This is a genomic window from Streptomyces capparidis (genome assembly GCF_054782095.1).
This window is the reverse complement of the sequence record NZ_BAAGTD010000022.1, coordinates 73,018-89,900: the sequence shown is the minus strand read 5'-3', so window position 1 is coordinate 89,900 and position 16,883 is coordinate 73,018. Positions and strand designations below refer to the sequence as shown.

Sequence of the window (16,883 nt, the reverse complement as noted above, 5' to 3'; positions counted from 1 at the left end):
CCGCGGTCACCTGCCCCGGAGGCGCTCCACCGCGCGGGTGAGGCGCGGCGGGGGCGTGCGCAGCCCCGTCCCCACCGACTTGGCCCAGTCCGAGGCCGCGGTCGGCGCCAGCGCGTCCAGCACCACCTGCGCCCTGGCCCGGCCGCCCACCACGTACCGCGGCTGCGGATGCCTGGCCAGCAGGGCCCGCAGCACCGCCCTCGCCACCGGGCGCGGCCCCGGCAGCTCCTTGGCGCCGCGCAGCACCTCCTGGGCGGCGTCGTACTGGTCCTGGTACGCCGACCCGCCCCGCGGCAGCATCGCCACCGCGCGCTCCCAGATGCCGGTGCCGAACGCGCCCGGCTCCACCAGCGACACCTTCACCCCGAACGGTGCCACCTCCATCCGCAGCGCGTCCGTCAGCGCCCCCAGGCCCTGCTTGCTGGCGCAGTACCAGCCGAGCAGCGGCAGCGAGATCCGGCCGGAGACGGAGGAGACGTTCACGATCCGGCCGCTGCGCCGCTGCCGCATCTGGGGCAGCACCAGGCGGGCGATCCGCGCCGGGGCGACCAGGTTGGTCTCCAACTGGCGGCGCACCCGCTCGTCGTCCACGTCCTCCACCGCGCCGGGCTGCGCCAGGCCCGCGTTGTTCACCACCGCCCACGGGCCGCCGCCGGTCAGCTCGGCGATCTCGGTGAAGGCCCGCACCGCGGAGGTGCTGTCCGTGACGTCGAGCAGCACCGTCCGCACCGGCGCCCCGACGCCCTCCGCCCGCCGCCGCAGCGCCGCGGCCTTCTCCTCGGTGCGGGCGGTGCCGATCACGTCGAACCCGGCGCGCGCCAGCTCGAGCGCGGTGGCCAGGCCGATGCCGCTGCTGGCACCCGTGACGACGACGGACTTGGAAGGCATGGGCGACTCCGGGGATGGGACGGGACGTGCGCCGTGTGCCGGCCCCGCGGGGCGCGGTACTCGCACCGGGGTACGTGGGACAGGGGGTGCGCGTGCGCGCCCGCCGGAACCCGGCCCCGGGCGGCGCACCCGACTTCAGGCAACGGACGCCGGGCGGGAAAAGATCCTGCCGCCGCCGCGGCGCGCCACCGACGGTAGTGTCAGCGCCTGTGAGTGGACCAACCGCATCCGACGCGCCCGAGGCGGCCGGGCGAGGCCCGTCGGTGACGCCGCCGCCGGACGCCCGGCCCCCGGTGCGCCACCCCGACGCCCCGGCACCCGGCACCCCGCTGGGCGCGCACTACGAGCAGTGCTTCGGCTGCGGCGGGGAGCAGCCGCACGGCCTGCGCCTGGTGGCCAGGGCGGGCGAGGGCGTGAGCGTCACCGCCGAGTTCACCGTCGCTTCCGGGCACCAGGGCGCGCCCGGCCTCGCCCACGGCGGAGTGCTGGCCGCGGCGCTCGACGAGACCCTCGGCTCGCTGAACTGGCTGCTGCGCGTCATCGCCGTCACCGGCCGCCTGGAGACGGACTTCCTGCGGCCCGTGCCGGTGGGCACCGTGCTGCACCTGACCGCGCGCTGCCTGGCCGTGCACGGCCGCAAGATCTACGCCACCGCCGAGGGGCGGGCCGGCGGCCCCGGCGGGCCGGTCGCGGTGCGCGCCGACGCGGTGTTCGTGGAGGTGCCCGTGAAGCACTTCACCGAGCACGGCAGGGCCGAGGACGTGCAGGCCGTGATCGACGCCGCGCGGCGGGGCGAAGGGGACCAACTGAAGATCATGCGTGCCTTCGAGGTGAACCCGTGACCCATCCGCCCGTGGACGTCCTGATCCGGCGGCTCGACGCGGACCTGCCGCTGCCCGCCTACGAGCACCCCGGCGACGCCGGGATGGACCTGCGCACCGCGGAGGACGCCGAGCTGGAGCCGGGGGAGCGCGCCGTGCTGCGCACCGGCATCGCCATCGCGCTGCCCGACGGGTACGCCGCGTTCGTCCACCCGCGCTCCGGCCTGGCCGCCCGCTGCGGCGTATCGCTGGTGAACACGCCGGGAACCGTGGATGCCGGGTACCGTGGTGAGATCAAGGTGATCGTGGTCAACCTGGACCCGCGCGAGCGGGTCGTCTTCCAGCGGGGGGACCGGATCGCCCAGCTGGTCGTCCAGCGGGTCGAGAAGGTGCGCTTCCACGAGGTGGCGGTGCTGCCCGGATCGGCCAGGGCCGGGAACGGTTTCGGCTCGACCGGCGGCCACGCCGCGGTTGGCGGCCAGACGGGCGGGAATGGATACTCTTCGGTCGTTGCAGACCGGGAAGGACAGTGACGTGTTCCGTCGTCGCCGCAAGCAGAGTGAAGACGCGCCTGAGCAGCTCGAAGACAAGCTCGGCCAGGACGAGTCGGCGAACGACGCCGAGGAGACCGCCGAGTCCGAGGGGCGCCGGGTGAACCTGCCGCCCGCTCCGCGCCCCGACGGCCCGTGGGACATCTCCGAGGTGAGCGCGCCCGGCGAGGGCCGGGTCAACCTCGGTGGCCTCTACGTGCCCGGGGTCGAGGGCATGGAGCTGCGGGTCGAGGTCGCGGGCGACTCCATCGTCGCCGCCACCGTCGTGATCAACAACAGCGCCATCCAGCTCCAGGCGTTCGCCGCGCCCCGCTCCGAGGGCATCTGGGGCGAGGTCCGCGCCGAGATCGCCGCCGGCATCACCCAGCAGGGCGGGGTGATCGACGAGGTCGAGGGGCCGCTCGGCTGGGAGCTGCGGGCGCAGGTGCCCGTGCAGTTGCCCGACGGCACCCACGGCGTGCAGTTGGTGCGCTTCGTCGGGGTGGACGGGCCGCGGTGGTTCCTGCGCGGCGTGATCTCCGGGCAGGGCGCCGTGCAGCCGGAGACCGCGGGCGTGCTGGAGCAGATCCTCCGCGACACGGTCGTGGTGCGGGGCGACGCCCCGATGGCGCCGCGCGACCCGATCGTGCTGAAGCTGCCCGAGGACGCCCAGATGGTCCCGGACGCGGTGAGCCAGGAGGGCGGCGGCCGGTTCCAGGCGGAGGGTCTCGACCCGTTCCGGCGCGGCCCGGAGATCACCGAGGTCCGGTAGCGGCGGGCCCGGGACGCCACGCGCCCCGGGTCACAGGCCGAGGGCGGTCAGGACCACCCGGTGGGCGTTCAGCACGCCCGCCGGCAGCCGGGTGGTGTCGAGCACGCCCCGGCCCAGCTCGCGGTCGGCCGGGAGGAAGACCAGGGCCCGGCAGCGGTCCCTTATACGGGCCTCGGCGGCCCACAGGGCGGGCTGCGGCCCGCCGGCGCCGTCCCCCTGCTGCACCGCCACCACGGCGTTCGCGGCGAGGTGGGCGTGCCCGGTGGCGGCCAGGCGGTTCAGGGTGCGCTCCGCCCGGTCGAACCCGTCCGCGGTGTACGGCACGACGAGCAGCAGCCGGTCGGCGACCCGGGCCGCGTCCAGGCCGGCGTCGCCCGGCTCCAGCAGCACCGCGGTGTACGCGGCGCCGGCCGCCGCGGTGAAGCGCTCGTCCCGGACGATCGCCCCGGCCGCGCCGCGCGGCGTGTACGTCAGCACGTGCAGCCCCGAGCGGTGCCGGGCCACGAACGCCCTGGCCCCGGCCACGTCGAGCCGCTGGGCGCGGACCGGCTCCGGGCAGCGGATCCGGTTGTCCAGCGCGCTCACCGCGGGGGCGGCGTTGACCGCGAGCACCCGCCGGCCGGGGACCTGGGCGAGCAGCATCCCGAGGACCGCGGTCGTGGTGCCGCGCTCCTGCGGGCGGGACAGGTCGAGCACGGCGGCCAGACGGGCGGCGGGCGGCGGCGGGGGGGGCTCGGGGACGGGCCCCTCGCGCGGCGGTTCCGACCGCCGGGGGAGCTCCCGCGGCGGGGGCAGCAGCGAGGCGAGGGCGCGGGCGACCCGCGCGGCGGCGGGCACGTCGGTGGGGTCCGGCATGAGGCAGTGCCGCAGGACGTCGTGCGCCGGGTCGGGCAGGGGCGCCGCCAGGTGCGTCCGCGCCGGCGCCAGCAGCGTGCGGCCCAGGGCCCGCAGGTCCTCGGTGATCAGACGGCCCCCGCCGAACCGGGTCCTCGCCCACCCCACCACCCGGATCCGGTCCTCGGACACCAGCACCGTGTCGGGGCTCAGCGAGCCGTGCGCCATCCCCTCGGCGTGGCAGACGGCCAGCGCCTCGGCCAGTTGGACGCCGAGCAGCGCGAACGACTCCGGGGACAGCCGCCAGCCCCGCACCGCCATCAGCTCCCGCAGCGTCGGCGCGGGCCTGCCGGAGCGGGTGAGCTCCGGCTCCATCGCCACCCACGGCGGGCCGCCCTCGGGGTCCGCGGCCACCAGCGCGGGGGCGTGCCGCCCGGCCATCCGCTCCAGGGCCGCCCGGATCGTCCGCACCTCCTCGCGGCCGCTCTCCGGGTCGGCGCCGGACAGCAGCGGGACCTGCACCAGCACCCGCCGCCCCGCCGCGTCCTCGGCCAGGTAGTTCTCCGTGCGCCCGGCCGCGTTGCGCAGCACCGGCAGGTAGGGCCCGACACGCGAGCCCTCGCGCGCCCGCCGCCAGGGCGAGGGCGCCGCGGCCAGGTGCCGCGTCGCCACCAGCGCCGCCCGCGGCCCCTCCCCGGCCGGCCCGTCCCCCTCCCCGGCCGCGGGCTCCTCCCCGGCCGCGGGCCCCTCCACCCCGAAGTGCGTCAGCAGCCCCCGCCCCACCCACGCGAACGGCCGCGCCCCGCCCGGCAGGGCGTCCTCGCCGTCCGGGTGGGCCAGCCACGCGGGGAAGTCGGGGGAGCGGCCCGCCAGGGCGGCGAGCCGGCCGGTGACGGCCCTCGCGGTGGCCAGCAGCTCAGCCGCGGGCACGGCGTCCAGCAGCGCCGTCCTGGCCCGCTCGTCGAAGTCGAAGCGCTGGAACCGGGGCGGCAGGCCCTCGTCGGAGCCGCGCCGCATCAGGCCGCCGAGGAACACCTCCGCCAGGTGCGCGGTCTCCGCCCGCCACGGCACGGCCGCCTGCACCAGCCGCATCACGGGCACGGAGACGGGGGCGACGGCCGCCAGGTGGGCCGCGAGACGGTACGCCTCGGGCGAGGCGGCGTCGCGGAAGCGCAGCAGCGCGTCGTCCGGCTCCGGGGCGGGGCCCGGCGCGGCGGCCGGCTCGTGCGGCGCCAGCAGCGGCAGCACCGCGCAACCGCCCTCGGACGACACCAGGCGCGCCCAGGCGCCCACCGCGGACGGCTCGGGCTCCAGCACGGGCACCGGCACGCCGTCGAACGCGGCGAGCTCCGGCGGCAGCACCGGGTCGGCCACCCGCCACGTGTCGTTGGCGGCGCCCGCCTGCCGCACCGTGACCTGCCACGGTTCGGCGCGGATGCCCGAACCCGGCCACATGCGCGGCGGCAGCGTGTGCACCACCGCCGTGGGGCCCCGGCGCGCCCACCGCTCCAGGGCGGCGCGCATCCGCCCGTCCCGCCACATCGCGCCCACCCCGTCGCTGACCACCAGCACCAGGGTGCGGCCCGACGGGTCGCAGGCCGCGCCCGCGTCCAGCGTCGCCTCGCCGCTCCACGGGCGGCCGGACAGCCGGGGCGCGCCGGGTCCGCGGCTGCGCAGCCCGTACACCCGCACGGTGCGGAAGGCGCCGATCCGCTCCAGCAGGGCGCGCAGCTCGGCGCAGAGCCGGCGCCACAGCAGCATGGACACCCCGTCGTCCACCAGCAGCGCCAGATCCAGCCAGCGCTCGCGGCCGGGGCGCGGCACCACGTCCGGCAGCCCGGTCTCCGCGACCACGCGGACGGTGGCCTCCTCGTCGATCTCCTCGAAGCCGCGGCCCCCCGGGCGCTGCCGCTTCAGCGGCCGCAGCGCCCGGCCCAGGGGCAGCTCGGCGGCCAGCGCCTTGTCCTCGGGGACGCGCGGGGCCAGCGCCCGGCGGGCCGCGGGGGCGGGCCCGGCGGCGGCGGGACCGGCGGCGGCGTGCAGCGCGGCACCGGCGCCGTCCTCCGGCTCCCCGGGCGGGCACCCGGCTTCCGGCGCGGGCCCGGCGCCGTCGGCGGGGCGCGCACCAGCCCCGGCGCCGTCCCCCGCGCGCCCCGGCTCCCGCGCGCCCTCCCGCGCCGCGGCGCCCGCGGCGCGGGCCAGCGGCGCGGAGGCGTCCCGCGGCAGACGGGCGGCCAGCCACAGGACGTCCAGCAGCTCCTGCGAGGACAGGTCCACCCCGCAGTCGCGCAGCGCCCGCGCCAGCCGGCCCGGCACCCCTACACCGCCCCGCCGAGCCGGTGCAGCACCGCGTCGAGCAGGCCCTCGGCGTCCAGGTCCACGCCGCCCATGCGCAGGAACACCGCGTTCAGCAACTGGTCGGTGGCCAGCTCGCCGGGGGCGCGGCGGTTGAGGAACGCCTGGAGGAGGGTGTCCACCCGCTCCAGCGCGTCCTCGCCGAGGTGGGCGGCGACGATCTCGCGCAACTGCCGCTCGTCCGGGTCCGGCAGGTCCAGGCGGACGCAGCGGCGCAGGAACGCGGGCGGGAAGTCCCGCTCCCCGTTGCTGGTGATCACCACCACGGGGAACTCGCGGCAGCGCACCAGGCCGCGCTCCACCGGCACCCGCCCGCCCGGGTCGGCGGTCAGCACCTCCACCCGGGAGCGCTCCTCCGGCAGCCGGGCCAGCTCCGGGATCTCGAACTCGCCGTCCTCGAACACCGTCAGCAGGTCGTTCGGCAGGTCGACGTCGCCCTTGTCCAGCTCGTCCACCAGCAGCACCCGCGGCCGGGCGGCCGGCAGCAGGGCCGTGCCCAGCGGTCCGAGCCGCAGATAGGCGCCGATGTCCGGCTCCTCGGCCGGGCCCGCCGCGTCCCGGCGCAGCCCGGCCTCCCGCAGCCTGCCGATCGCGTCGTACCGGTACAGCGCGTCGGCGAGCGTGGAGCGGCTGTTCACCGGCCAGCGCAGCACCCGGCCCAGCTCCAGCTCGTGCGCGATCGCCTGTGCCAGCGACGACTTGCCGGTGCCGGGGTGGCCGGTGACCAGCAGCGGCCGCCGCAGGTGCAGCGCCGCGTTGACCACGTCCGCGTGCTCCCGGGAGATCAGGTAAGGGCGCGGGCCCCGTGCGCCGGGGGAGCCGCCGCGGGTGAAGGCGCGCCACGGCGGCGCCTCCGGGAACTCCACCCGCCGCACCTCGCCGTCGCCGCGGAACAGCCGCCAGTTGTCGTCGCCCGTCATCCCCGCCGTGCCCCTCCTGTCGCCGTACCGCTGTCCCCGGGCCGGTCCGCCCCCGGCGTGCGCCGGTGCGCTCACCCCCCGGCCCCGCCCGGGTCGGCGAGCGTGAGCTCGCCCGGCACCGGCCGGTCCGCGTCCTCCCACACCAGCGCGGGCCGCGCCGGGTGGTCCAGCGGGTGCGCCGCCGCCTTGGCCCGGTGGCACCGCACCCGCTCCGGCAGCCCGTCCACCGCCTTGTCCGGCTCCACCGCCGCCAGGTGCGCCGCGTGCTCGTGGCCCGAGGCGGCGCGGTCCCACAGCACCACCGGCACGCCCATCGCCACGCACACCTCCACCAACTGGGCGCGCAGCGCGGGCGGGCCGTGCACCACCACGTGGCCGCAGTCCCGGTGCGTGGTCTTCAGCTCGGCCAGCACCGCGCGGGCGTCCGGGTAGGAGGCGTCCACCACCAGCGGGGCGCACCGGCCGCGCTCGGCCCAGCGGCGGGGCCAGGCCGCCTCGCCCGGCGCGCGGCGCAGCCCGTGGGAGCGCAGCACCACGTGGTAGTCCTCGCCGAGGGCCTGGGCGCCGCCGAGCAGGGCGAGCACATCGTCGGGGTCGGCCTCGCCGGGGTCCGCGCCGTCCCACTCGTCGACCGGCAGGTGCAGGTCGGCGCGGTCCACCACGAACTCCACCACCGGCACCTCGGGCGAGCCGTCCGCGCCCGCCGTGGCCTCGTCCCGCACCAGGCGGGCGATCTCGGCCGCGGTGCGCGGCCGGTCCTCGCCGATGGACACCCGGGCCGCGGAACCGTCGCCGCGGGCCCGCCACAGGGCGCAGCGGAAGGTGTCCTGCGGGTCCCCGGACTGGCGGCGCAGCCGCACCGTCAGCCGGGTCCGCCGCCCGGCCCGGGCGCGGCGCGCCCAGGCGTCGGCGTCCGCGCGGCGCTCGTGCAGCGCGGAGTCGTGGATGCCCAGGCGGCAGGCCACATCGCCGGTCCACTCCCGCAGCCCGGCCCGGAACGGCTCGCCCGCCACCGCCGCCAGGTACTCGGCGACGCGCAGCAGCGCCGGCACCCGGGGGCTGCCGGTGGGCACGGGGGTGCTGTCACCGGGGAACTCCTCCAGCGCGGCGACGGCGGCCTCCACCGCGTCCGCCCCCAGGTGCGGGGCGCGCAGCGGCCCCGGCAGCTCCAGGTACGGCAGGGCCCCGCGCACCGCCCGCGGCAGCAGCGCCGGGTCGCTGCCCGCCAGTTGCCGCAGCAGCTCGAGCAGCCGCCGGTGCTCGCCGTGCGACAGCAGCCACTGCGGGCGCAGCAACCGGCCGACGGCGAGCAGTTGGTCCAGGTGGGGGCGGCCCTGCGGGCCGGTGACGGGGGCCAGCAGCTCGGTGAGCGTGGCCAGCGCCCGGGGCTCCTCGGCGAGGACGGCGGCGATCTCCTCCACCCCGGGCACCGAGCCGTCGCCCGGGGTGCCGAGGCCGCAGTGGACGGCCAGGGCGCGGGCCCGGTCGGCGCGGCGCCCCGGGTCGCCGAGCAGCGCGGTCAGGGCGGGCAGCAGCCGGTGCCCCGCGCCGGGTGCGGGACCGCCGGGCGCGGCGGGCGGCGCGGGCGCGGGCAGCAGGTGGGCGGCGCCGCCGCGCTCCAGCTCCGCGCGCACCGCCTGCCACGGCACGGCCCAACCGCGCCGCACCACGTGCCCGGCCCGGAACGCCCCCTCCGCGGGCGAGACCTGCCCGGCCACCAGGCCGACCACGGCGCCCAGCTTCGGGCACCACAGCGGCCCCCCGCTGTAGCCGGGGCCGACGGCCGCGCCGGACAGCGCCCCGTCGAAGTAGCCGATCCGGCCGTCGCAGGTGCCCACCTCGCCGTCGGCGTAGGAGAACCGCTGGCCGCCGCCGTACCAGGCGCGCACCCGCTGCCCCTCGGCCATCGCCTCCCACGCCGGCGGGCGCACCGAGGACGGGGGCGGGCCCTGGAGCTTGAGCAGCGCCAGGTCGCCGGCCCACTCCCGGGCGCCGGCGGGCACCGGGCCGCCCGCCTCGTCGCGCGGCGGCACCCACACGGTGAGCCGCGCCGGGTGCCGGGCGGCGGGGTCGGCGCAGGGGAACGCCACCTCCAGGGCGGCGTCCCCGGGGTGCTCGTGCCGGAACGGGCCGCGGCCCAGCGCGTCGTTGACCACGTGCGCGCAGGTCAGGACGGTGCGTTCGGCCAGGTACACGCCCGCCCCCGCCGTGCGCGCCCCGCCCGTGCCGAACACCCCGGCGAGCGCCGCCCGCACGGCGTCGCCGCCGGAGCCCGGGGTGCGGCGGAACCAGCCCATGGGCTCAGCCGCCTCCCGGCGCGCCGGAGGGCCGCGAGCCGTCCCGCGGGGGCAGCTCCCAGGTGGCCGACACCGTCAGGCTGCCCTGCCCGGAGGACCCCACGATGCCGAGCTTGAGGTCCTGGCCGACCTGCACCCCGAAGGTGACCGTGACCTCGCGCGGCCGGTCGGGGGTGGCGGCCACCGCGTCGTGCACCTCCTGGAGCAGCGGCCCGAGCGGGCGCAGCACCCCGCGCAGCGCGTCCACCGCGAACGCGGACGGGCCGCGGCGCCCCACCGGCGTCACCCCGCCGAAGCCGTCGGGCACGTCGTCCGCGGGCGGGGCGGAGCCGTCCCTCGGGTCGGGCACCGGCGGGGCCGTCCCGACCGGGGCGAGCTGCACACGCACTGACGTCTCGTCGTCGAGCCGGATCTCTGCGTAGTCGGACACCGTCATATTGTGCCCCGGCGCGGCGACCGGGGTGATCAACCTCGTTCGGCCCCGCCCCCGCGCAGCCGTGCCCGGGCCTCCATCAGCGCGAAGCCCAGCAGGTTCAGGCCCCGCCAGCGCCGCGGGTCGGTCACCCGCTCGTCGTCCGCCGCCAGGCCGATGCCCCACTTGCGGTCCATGGGGCTGGCCTCGACGAGTATCCGGTCGCCGGTGCCGAGCAGGAATTCCCGCAGCGCCGGGTGCTGCTCGAACTTGTGGACGTTGCCCTCGGCCACGATCGCGAACCGGTGCGCGGCCCAGGTGGCGTCGTCGAAGCCGCGGACCCGCCCGCCCGCCGCCTTCGCCTCCCGCGGGTGGCCGGCGGCCAGCACCTCCCGCAGCCCGGCCTCGTCGCCGAACAGCCGTGCCTTGCCCGCCATCATCCAGTGCTCCGCGGTGGCGTACCGCACGCCGTCCACGGTGAACGGCGAGGGGTACCACTGGCTGAGGCAGCCGCGCCCCACACCGCCGTCCTTCGGCGGGCGGTGGCCCCAGAACGCCAGGTACTTCAGCCGCTCCCCGCGCTCTTCCAGCGCGATCAGCTCGGCCACGGACCGCGGCTCGGCCGCGGCGGACACCTCCGTCACCCGCACACCCCCTCCGGTATCGGGCTCCGCGCCCCCACGCCCCCGCGGTCGCCGGGGGCACACGGTGAGTCTCCCAGCCGCCACCGACAGGGGCCACGCGTCGTCCACGGGGCACGGCGGGGGAGCGGCCGCCCGACGTGCGCCGCCCCGCCCCGCGTCCCACACTGGACCCGTGCCCGAACTGCCCGAGGTGCAGGCCCTCGCCGACCACCTCGCCGCCCGCGTCACCGGGCGGACCGTCACCCGGGTGGACGTGCTGTCCGTGTCCGCCCTGAAGACGTTCGACCCGCCGCTCGCCGAGCTGTGCGGGCGCGAGGTCACCGCGGTGACCCGGCACGGCAAGTTCCTGGACCTGGCCACCGGCGGCGGGCCGCACCTGGTGCTGCACCTGGCCCGCGCCGGGTGGATCCAGTACCGGGAGGACTTCCCCGCCGAGGCCGGGCCCCGGCGCGCCCGCGGCCCGGTGGCGCTGCGGGTGGTGCTGGACGACGGGTCCGGCTTCCAGGTCACCGAGCAGGGCACCACCAAGGCCGTCGCCGCCTACGTGGTGCGCGACCCGCTGCGGGTGCCCGGGGTGGCCCGGCTGGGCGCGGACCCGCTGGCGGAGCCGTTCACCGCGGAGAGGCTGGCGTCCCTGGCGTCGGGCAGCCGCCACCGGCTGAAGACGTTCCTCACCGACCAGGCCGTGCTCGCGGGCATCGGCAACGCCTACTCGGACGAGATCCTGCACACCGCCCGCCTCTCCCCGTACGCCATGGCCTCCTCCCTGGACGAGGAGCGGGCCGCCCGTCTGCACACCGCGATCCGCCAGGTGCTCGGCGCCGCCGTGGAGCGGGCGGCCGGGGTGGCGGCGCGGAACCTGAAGGCGGAGAAGCGGGAGGGCATGCGGGTGCACGGCAGGGACGGGCAGCCGTGCCCGGTGTGCGGGGACACCGTCCGCTCGGTCCGCTTCTCCGACTCCTCCCTCCAGTACTGCCCCACCTGCCAGACCGGCGGCCGCACCCTGGCGGACCGGCGCCTGTCCCGGCTGCTGAAGTGAGACCGGGGTGAGGCGGGCCGGAGGGGGAGCGGCGCCCGGGCGGCGGCCCGCGCCCGGCGCGGCCGCCGGCCCCCGCCGCACGTCAACGCGGCCACCACCCCGCCACCCCCCGGCGTCGCGCGGCCCTGACTCCTCCCCGGCCGATCCGGGTACCCTTCCCGCATGACAGGTGCGACCGGATCCGAGCGCCCGAAGGGACGCTTCCGCCGGATGCTCGACCGGCTGGCGTCCTCCCCCGAGGAGCTCCAGGCCGCGGAGCTCCAGCAGGACGCCGCCGCGGCGGGCTGCACACCCATCGCCACCTGCGGCGACCGGCAGGTCGTCACCGTGACCGGCACGCTGCGCACGGTGACGCTGCGCCCCCGCGCCGGTGTGCCCGCGCTGGAGGCGGAGCTGTTCGACGGCTCGGCGGCCCTGGACGTGGTCTGGCTCGGACGCCGGGCCATCGCCGGGATAGAGCCCGGCCGCCGGCTGATCGCCTCGGGCCGGATCTCGATGAACCGGGGCCGTCCCGTGCTGTTCAATCCCCGATACGAACTGCGCCCGGTGGGTCAGGAGTGAGCATGGCCAACGCCCAGGACAGCACGGCCGCCCCGGCGGCGGGCACGGCTGAGGAGCCGGACGAGCGGGAGCGGCGCGAAGCCGCGGAGGCGGCGAACCGCGAGGCGGCCGCCACCCTCGTCAAGGCGTTCGGCGGTGTGCGCGGCATGATCGACGCCACCCTGCCCGGCCTGGTGTTCGTGCTCGTCTTCACCATCACCAAGGACGTGGGCACCTCCTCGTGGTCCGCGTTCGGCCTCGCCGCCGCGTTCGCGGTGGTGCGGCTGCTGCGGCGGGAGACCCTCCAGCACGCCCTGAGCGGGGTGTTCGGCGTCGCCATCGGCGCGTTCATCGCCACCCGCTCCGGTCGGGCGGAGAACTTCTACCTGCCCGGACTGATCTGGAACGTCGCCTACACCGGCGCCTTCGTGGTCTCCGCGCTGGTCCGCTGGCCGATGGTGGGCGTGCTGCTCGGGCCGATCCTCGGCGAGAACCTCACCTGGAAGAAGAAGAACCCGGGCCGGTACCGCGCGTATCTGAAGGCCACCTGGGTGTGGGCGGGGCTCACCGCGATCAAGCCCGCCGTGCTGTTCCCGGTGTACTTCGCCCACGACGCGACGCTGCTGGGCTGGCTGAAGGTCGCCCTGGGCATCCCGCCGTACCTGCTGGCGCTGTACATCACCTGGCGGATCCTGGCGACCGCGCCGCCGCCGATCAAAGTGGTGTACGACGACGAGGAGGGCGAGGACGGCGAGGACGGCGAGGACGGCGAGGCGCGGACCGGGGACGCCGCGGCGGAGGACGGCGAAGCCGCGCCGGCCGCCGCCCCGTCCGCCCCCGCCCCGTCCACCCCAGCCCCCTCCACCGCAGCCCCGTCCGCCGGGCCCGTGCCGGGAGCGGCGAAGGAGACCGACGGGGCGGCGCCCCGCTGAACGACCCCCGCCGAACGCCCCGCGGCGGCCACCGGCGGAGGCGGACGCGAAAGGTGAGGGCCCGGGAGCGGTGCTCCCGGGCCCTCACTCTTGCCTGTCGCGGCCTACTCCTCGTCCTCGCCCACTCCCCGCTGCACCGACAGCAGGTCCTCGAGCTGCTCCTCCCGCGCCTGCGCCGCCACGAACAGCAGCTCGTCGCCGGCCTCCAGCGCGTCGTCCTTGCCCGGGGTCAGCACCCGGCGGCCCCGGATGATCGTCACCAGCGCGGTGTCCTCCGGCCAGGTGACGTCCCCCACCCGGGTGCCGACCAGCGCGGCCTCCGGCGGCAGCGTCAGCTCCACCAGGTTCGCGTCGCCCTGGCTGAAGCGCAGCAGCCGCACCAGGTCGCCGACGCTGACGGCCTCCTCGACCAGCGCCGACATCAGGCGCGGCGTGGACACGGCCACGTCCACCCCCCACGCCTCGTTGAACAGCCACTCGTTCTTGGGGTTGTTCACCCGGGCGACGACCCGGGGCACCCCGTACTCGGTCTTCGCCAGCAGCGAGACGACCAGGTTGACCTTGTCGTCGCCGGTGGCGGCGATGACCACGTTGCAGCGCTGGAGCGCGGCCTCGTCCAGCGAGGTGATCTCGCAGGCGTCGGCCAGCAGCCACTCGGCCTGCGGCACCCGCTCCACCGAGATGGCGCTGGGCGCCTTGTCGACGAGCAGCACCTCGTGGCCGTTCTCCAGCAGCTCCCCGGCGATGGAGCGCCCGACCGCGCCCGCTCCGGCGATGGCGACCCTCATCTCAGTGCCCCCCCTCGGGACCCTTGGCGAAGACCGCCTCCACCTGGGCGACCTGGTCGGTGCGCATCATCACGTGCACCAGGTCACCCTCCTGGAGGACCGTGTCGGACGTCGGCAGCATCGCCTCGCCGAGCCGGGTGAGGAACGCCACCCGCACGCCCGCCTCCTCCTGGAGCCGGTTGATCCGCTGGCCCACCCAGGCGGAGGAGGCGTGCACCTCGGCGAGCTGCACCCCGCCGCTCGGGTCCCGCCACAGCGCCTCCGAGCCCGCGGGCAGCAGCCGCCGCAGCATCTGGTCGGCGGTCCAGCGGACGGTGGCGACCGTGGGGATGCCCAGGCGCTGGTACACCTCGGCGCGCCGCGGGTCGTAGATCCGGGCGGCCACGTTCTCGATGCCGAACATCTCGCGCGCCACCCGGGCGGCGATGATGTTGGAGTTGTCGCCGCTGCTGACCGCGGCGAACGCCCCGGCCTCCTCGATGCCCGCCTCGCGCAGGGTGTCCTGGTCGAAACCGACGCCGGTGACCCGCCGCCCGGCGAACCCGGCACCCAGGCGGCGGAACGCCGTCGGGTCCTGGTCGATCACCGCGACCGTGTGCCCCTGTTGTTCCAGGGTCTGCGCGAGAGCGGCTCCCACTCTCCCGCAGCCCATGATGACGATGTGCACGACCGTCCTTCCGGCTCAGTGCCGATCCGCACGCCAAGGCGCTGCCAAGGCAGCCCCAAATCTGCCTAAAGTTCTCACAAGGTCCGGCAAGAACTCCTCGGCGAGCTCCCGCGGGCCTTTCCAGGTTCTCAGACAGCCGCCCAAGCTACACACCCGCCGCGTCCGCGCGGGAGAGGGGCGCGCGCGGCGCGGAACGCGCTGCGAACACCTGCGGGCTCGCCGCCGGTGCGGCTGTGTCCCCGTACGGATGACCGCTTACGATCCAGGGCGTGTCCAAACTGACCGACCTGCCGAAACGGATCCTCATCGGCCGGGCCCTGCGCAGCGACCGCCTGGGGGAGACCCTCCTGCCCAAGCGGATCGCCCTGCCCGTCTTCGCCTCGGACCCGCTGTCGTCCGTCGCCTACGCGCCGGGCGAGGTCCTGCTGGTGCTGTCCGTCACCGGCGTGTCGGCGTACCACTACAGCCCGTGGATCGCCGCGGCCGTGGTGGTGCTCATGTTCACCGTGGTCGCCTCCTACCGGCAGAACGTGCACGCCTACCCCAGCGGCGGCGGCGACTACGAGGTCGCCACCACCAACCTGGGCCGGCGCGCGGGCCTGACCGTGGCCAGCGCCCTGCTGGTGGACTACGTGCTCACCGTCGCCGTCTCGGTGTCCTCCGGCGTGGAGAACCTCGGCTCCGCGGTGCCGTTCTTCGCCGAGAACAAGACGCTGATGGCGCTGGCCATCATCGCCGTGCTGATGCTGATGAACCTGCGCGGCGTGCGCGAGTCCGGCTCGGTGTTCGCCGTCCCCACCTACGCCTTCGTGGCCGGGGTCTTCGGCATGATCGCGTGGGGTGTCTTCCGCGCCCTGGTGCTGGACGACGAGATGCGCGCCCCCACCGCCGACTACGAGATCCACGCCGAGCAGACCGGGCTCACCGGCCTGGCGCTGGTCTTCCTGCTGCTGCGCACCTTCTCCTCCGGCTGCGCGGCGCTCACCGGCGTCGAGGCGATCAGCAACGGCGTGCCCGCGTTCCGCAAGCCGAAGTCGAAGAACGCCGCGACCACGCTGGCGCTGATGGGCGGCATCGCCGTCACCATGTTCTGCGGCGTCATCGGGCTCGCCCTGTACTCGGACGTGCGCATGGCCGAGGACCCGGCGAAGGACATCCTCATCGACGGGCAGCCGGCCGGCGAGGGCTACCACCAGGAGCCGGTGATCGCCCAAGTGGCGGCCGCGGTGTTCGGGGACGGCTCGCTGATGTTCATCTACCTGGCGGTGATGACCGCGCTGGTGCTGTTCCTGGCCGCGAACACCGCGTACAACGGCTTCCCGGTCCTCGGCTCGATCCTCGCCCAGGACCGCTACCTGCCGCGCCAACTGCACACCCGCGGCGACCGGCTCGCGTTCAGCAACGGCATCGTGCTGCTCGCCGCCTTCGCCGGGGTGCTGGTGTACGCGTTCGGCGCCAACACCAACCGGCTGATCCAGTTGTACATCGTCGGCGTGTTCGTCTCCTTCACCCTCAGCCAGACCGGCATGGTCCGGCACTGGAACCGCCTGCTGGCCACCGAGACCAACCCCGAGCGGCGGCGCCGCATGGTGCGCTCCCGGGCGATCAACGGCTTCGGCGCGTTCTTCACCGGCCTGGTGCTGGTGGTGGTGCTGATCACGAAGTTCACGCACGGCGCGTGGATCTCGCTGGTCGCCATGGCCGTCTTCTACCTGATCATGCGCGGCATCCGGCAGCACTACAGCCGGGTCTCGGACGAGCTGGCGGCGGCCGGCACCGCCGAGGAGGGCATCGTGCCGTCCCGGGTGCACTCCATCGTCCTGGTCTCCAAGGTGCACAAGCCCACGCTGCGGGCCCTGGCCTACGCCAAGCTGTTCCGCTCCGACACCCTGGAGGCGGTCACGGTCAACGTGGACCCGGCCGAGACCGCGGCGCTGAAGAAGGAGTGGGAGGACCGCGGCATCGACGTGCCGCTGAAGATCCTCGACTCCCCGTTCCGCGAGGTCACCGACCCGGTCGTGGACTACGTCCGGAACCTGCGCCGCTCCAGCCCGCGCGACGTGGTGTCCGTGTACATCCCCGAGTACGTCGTCGGCCACTGGTGGGAGCACCTGCTGCACAACCAGAGCGCGCTGCGGCTCAAGGGCCGTCTGCTGTTCAAGCCGGGCGTGATGGTCACCTCCGTGCCGTGGCAGTTGGCCTCGTCCGCCCGGCGCAGGCCGCCGCGCGAGTGGGCCGCGCCGGGCTCGGTGCGCCGCGGCGAGCCCCGCGCCGGCGCCCGTGGAGGCCCGAAGGACACGGCCTGACGGGGCCCACCCCCGCCCACGGAGGCCACCGCCCCGCCGTACACTGAACCCTCCCCACCTCGGCCCGCCCGCGCCCCGCGCACCCGAAAGCCCCGTCCGGCGGGGCCCCGAAGGCGGGCCCGACGCGAAAGCCCGACC

15 protein-coding genes are annotated in these 16,883 nt (G+C 76.6%); 7 read left to right on the top strand and 8 right to left on the bottom strand.

Annotated elements, in window-relative coordinates:
* Window positions 1-6 precede the first annotated feature (6 nt).
* On the bottom strand, window positions 7-888 hold the full coding sequence (locus ACYVO2_RS19270) for an SDR family oxidoreductase (RefSeq protein ID WP_461009110.1): 882 nt from the start codon (window positions 886-888) through the stop codon (window positions 7-9).
* 209 nt (window positions 889-1,097) lie between these two features.
* Between ACYVO2_RS19270 and ACYVO2_RS19265 the strand changes: the two genes are divergently transcribed.
* Genes ACYVO2_RS19265 through ACYVO2_RS19255 form a run of 3 tightly spaced genes read left to right on the top strand, consistent with a single transcriptional unit; the run spans window position 1,098 to window position 3,011 of the window.
* On the top strand, window positions 1,098-1,730 hold the full coding sequence (locus ACYVO2_RS19265) for a PaaI family thioesterase (protein ID WP_461009109.1): 633 nt from the start codon (window positions 1,098-1,100) through the stop codon (window positions 1,728-1,730).
* Window positions 1,727-2,242 (top strand): dUTP diphosphatase, encoded by a 516-nt coding sequence (dut, locus tag ACYVO2_RS19260; RefSeq protein WP_461009108.1) that lies wholly within the window; start codon window positions 1,727-1,729, stop codon window positions 2,240-2,242. The genes ACYVO2_RS19265 and dut overlap by 4 nt, the downstream gene beginning before the upstream one ends.
* A 1-nt stretch (window position 2,243) precedes the next feature.
* Window positions 2,244-3,011 (top strand): DUF3710 domain-containing protein, encoded by a 768-nt coding sequence (locus ACYVO2_RS19255; RefSeq protein ID WP_461009152.1) that lies wholly within the window; start codon window positions 2,244-2,246, stop codon window positions 3,009-3,011.
* Window positions 3,012-3,041: 30 nt separating this feature from the next.
* Here the strand turns inward: ACYVO2_RS19255 and ACYVO2_RS19250 are convergent, their stop codons facing one another.
* From ACYVO2_RS19250 to ACYVO2_RS19230, 5 genes are all read right to left on the bottom strand, one after another.
* A complete protein-coding gene (locus tag ACYVO2_RS19250) occupies window positions 3,042-6,161 on the bottom strand; it encodes an SAV_2336 N-terminal domain-related protein (RefSeq protein ID WP_461009107.1) in 3,120 nt (1,039 codons plus the stop codon).
* A 2-nt stretch (window positions 6,162-6,163) separates the two neighbouring features.
* Window positions 6,164-7,120, bottom strand: coding sequence for an AAA family ATPase (locus tag ACYVO2_RS19245; protein ID WP_461009106.1), 957 nt, complete (start codon window positions 7,118-7,120; stop codon window positions 6,164-6,166).
* Between the two features lie 71 nt (window positions 7,121-7,191).
* Window positions 7,192-9,417, bottom strand: a complete 2,226-nt coding sequence (locus tag ACYVO2_RS19240) for a VMAP-C domain-containing protein (RefSeq protein ID WP_461009105.1) — start codon at window positions 9,415-9,417, stop codon at window positions 7,192-7,194.
* 4 nt (window positions 9,418-9,421) lie between these two features.
* Window positions 9,422-9,853 (bottom strand): CU044_2847 family protein, encoded by a 432-nt coding sequence (locus tag ACYVO2_RS19235; protein ID WP_461009104.1) that lies wholly within the window; start codon window positions 9,851-9,853, stop codon window positions 9,422-9,424.
* 29 nt (window positions 9,854-9,882) lie between these two features.
* Window positions 9,883-10,464 (bottom strand): NADAR family protein, encoded by a 582-nt coding sequence (locus ACYVO2_RS19230; RefSeq protein WP_461009151.1) that lies wholly within the window; start codon window positions 10,462-10,464, stop codon window positions 9,883-9,885.
* Window positions 10,465-10,645: 181 nt separating this feature from the next.
* On the opposite strand from ACYVO2_RS19230, the gene ACYVO2_RS19225 reads away from it, so the two are divergent.
* The 3 genes from ACYVO2_RS19225 (at window position 10,646) to ACYVO2_RS19215 (ending at window position 12,984) form a co-directional block, all read left to right on the top strand.
* Window positions 10,646-11,512, top strand: coding sequence for an Fpg/Nei family DNA glycosylase (locus ACYVO2_RS19225; protein ID WP_461009103.1), 867 nt, complete (start codon window positions 10,646-10,648; stop codon window positions 11,510-11,512).
* Window positions 11,513-11,674: 162 nt separating this feature from the next.
* Window positions 11,675-12,073, top strand: coding sequence for an OB-fold nucleic acid binding domain-containing protein (locus tag ACYVO2_RS19220; protein ID WP_461009102.1), 399 nt, complete (start codon window positions 11,675-11,677; stop codon window positions 12,071-12,073).
* A 2-nt stretch (window positions 12,074-12,075) separates the two neighbouring features.
* Window positions 12,076-12,984: a DUF3159 domain-containing protein gene (locus ACYVO2_RS19215; protein ID WP_461009101.1), complete on the top strand. Its 909-nt coding sequence runs from the start codon at window positions 12,076-12,078 to the stop codon at window positions 12,982-12,984.
* Between the two features lie 104 nt (window positions 12,985-13,088).
* Here ACYVO2_RS19215 and ACYVO2_RS19210 read toward each other — a convergent pair whose 3' ends face one another.
* Together ACYVO2_RS19210 and ACYVO2_RS19205 are read right to left on the bottom strand one after the other, a co-directional pair.
* Entirely contained in the window at window positions 13,089-13,772 is a 684-nt protein-coding gene (locus ACYVO2_RS19210) for a potassium channel family protein (RefSeq protein WP_461009100.1), read from the bottom strand.
* A gap of 1 nt (window position 13,773) precedes the next feature.
* The gene (locus ACYVO2_RS19205; protein WP_461009099.1) at window positions 13,774-14,439 is read right to left on the bottom strand and encodes a potassium channel family protein; all 666 of its coding nucleotides are present in this window, start codon (window positions 14,437-14,439) and stop codon (window positions 13,774-13,776) included.
* A 269-nt stretch (window positions 14,440-14,708) separates the two neighbouring features.
* On the opposite strand from ACYVO2_RS19205, the gene ACYVO2_RS19200 reads away from it, so the two are divergent.
* Complete coding sequence (locus ACYVO2_RS19200; protein WP_461009098.1) at window positions 14,709-16,745, top strand: APC family permease; 2,037 nt, start codon at window positions 14,709-14,711, stop codon at window positions 16,743-16,745.
* Window positions 16,746-16,883: the final 138 nt, after the last annotated feature.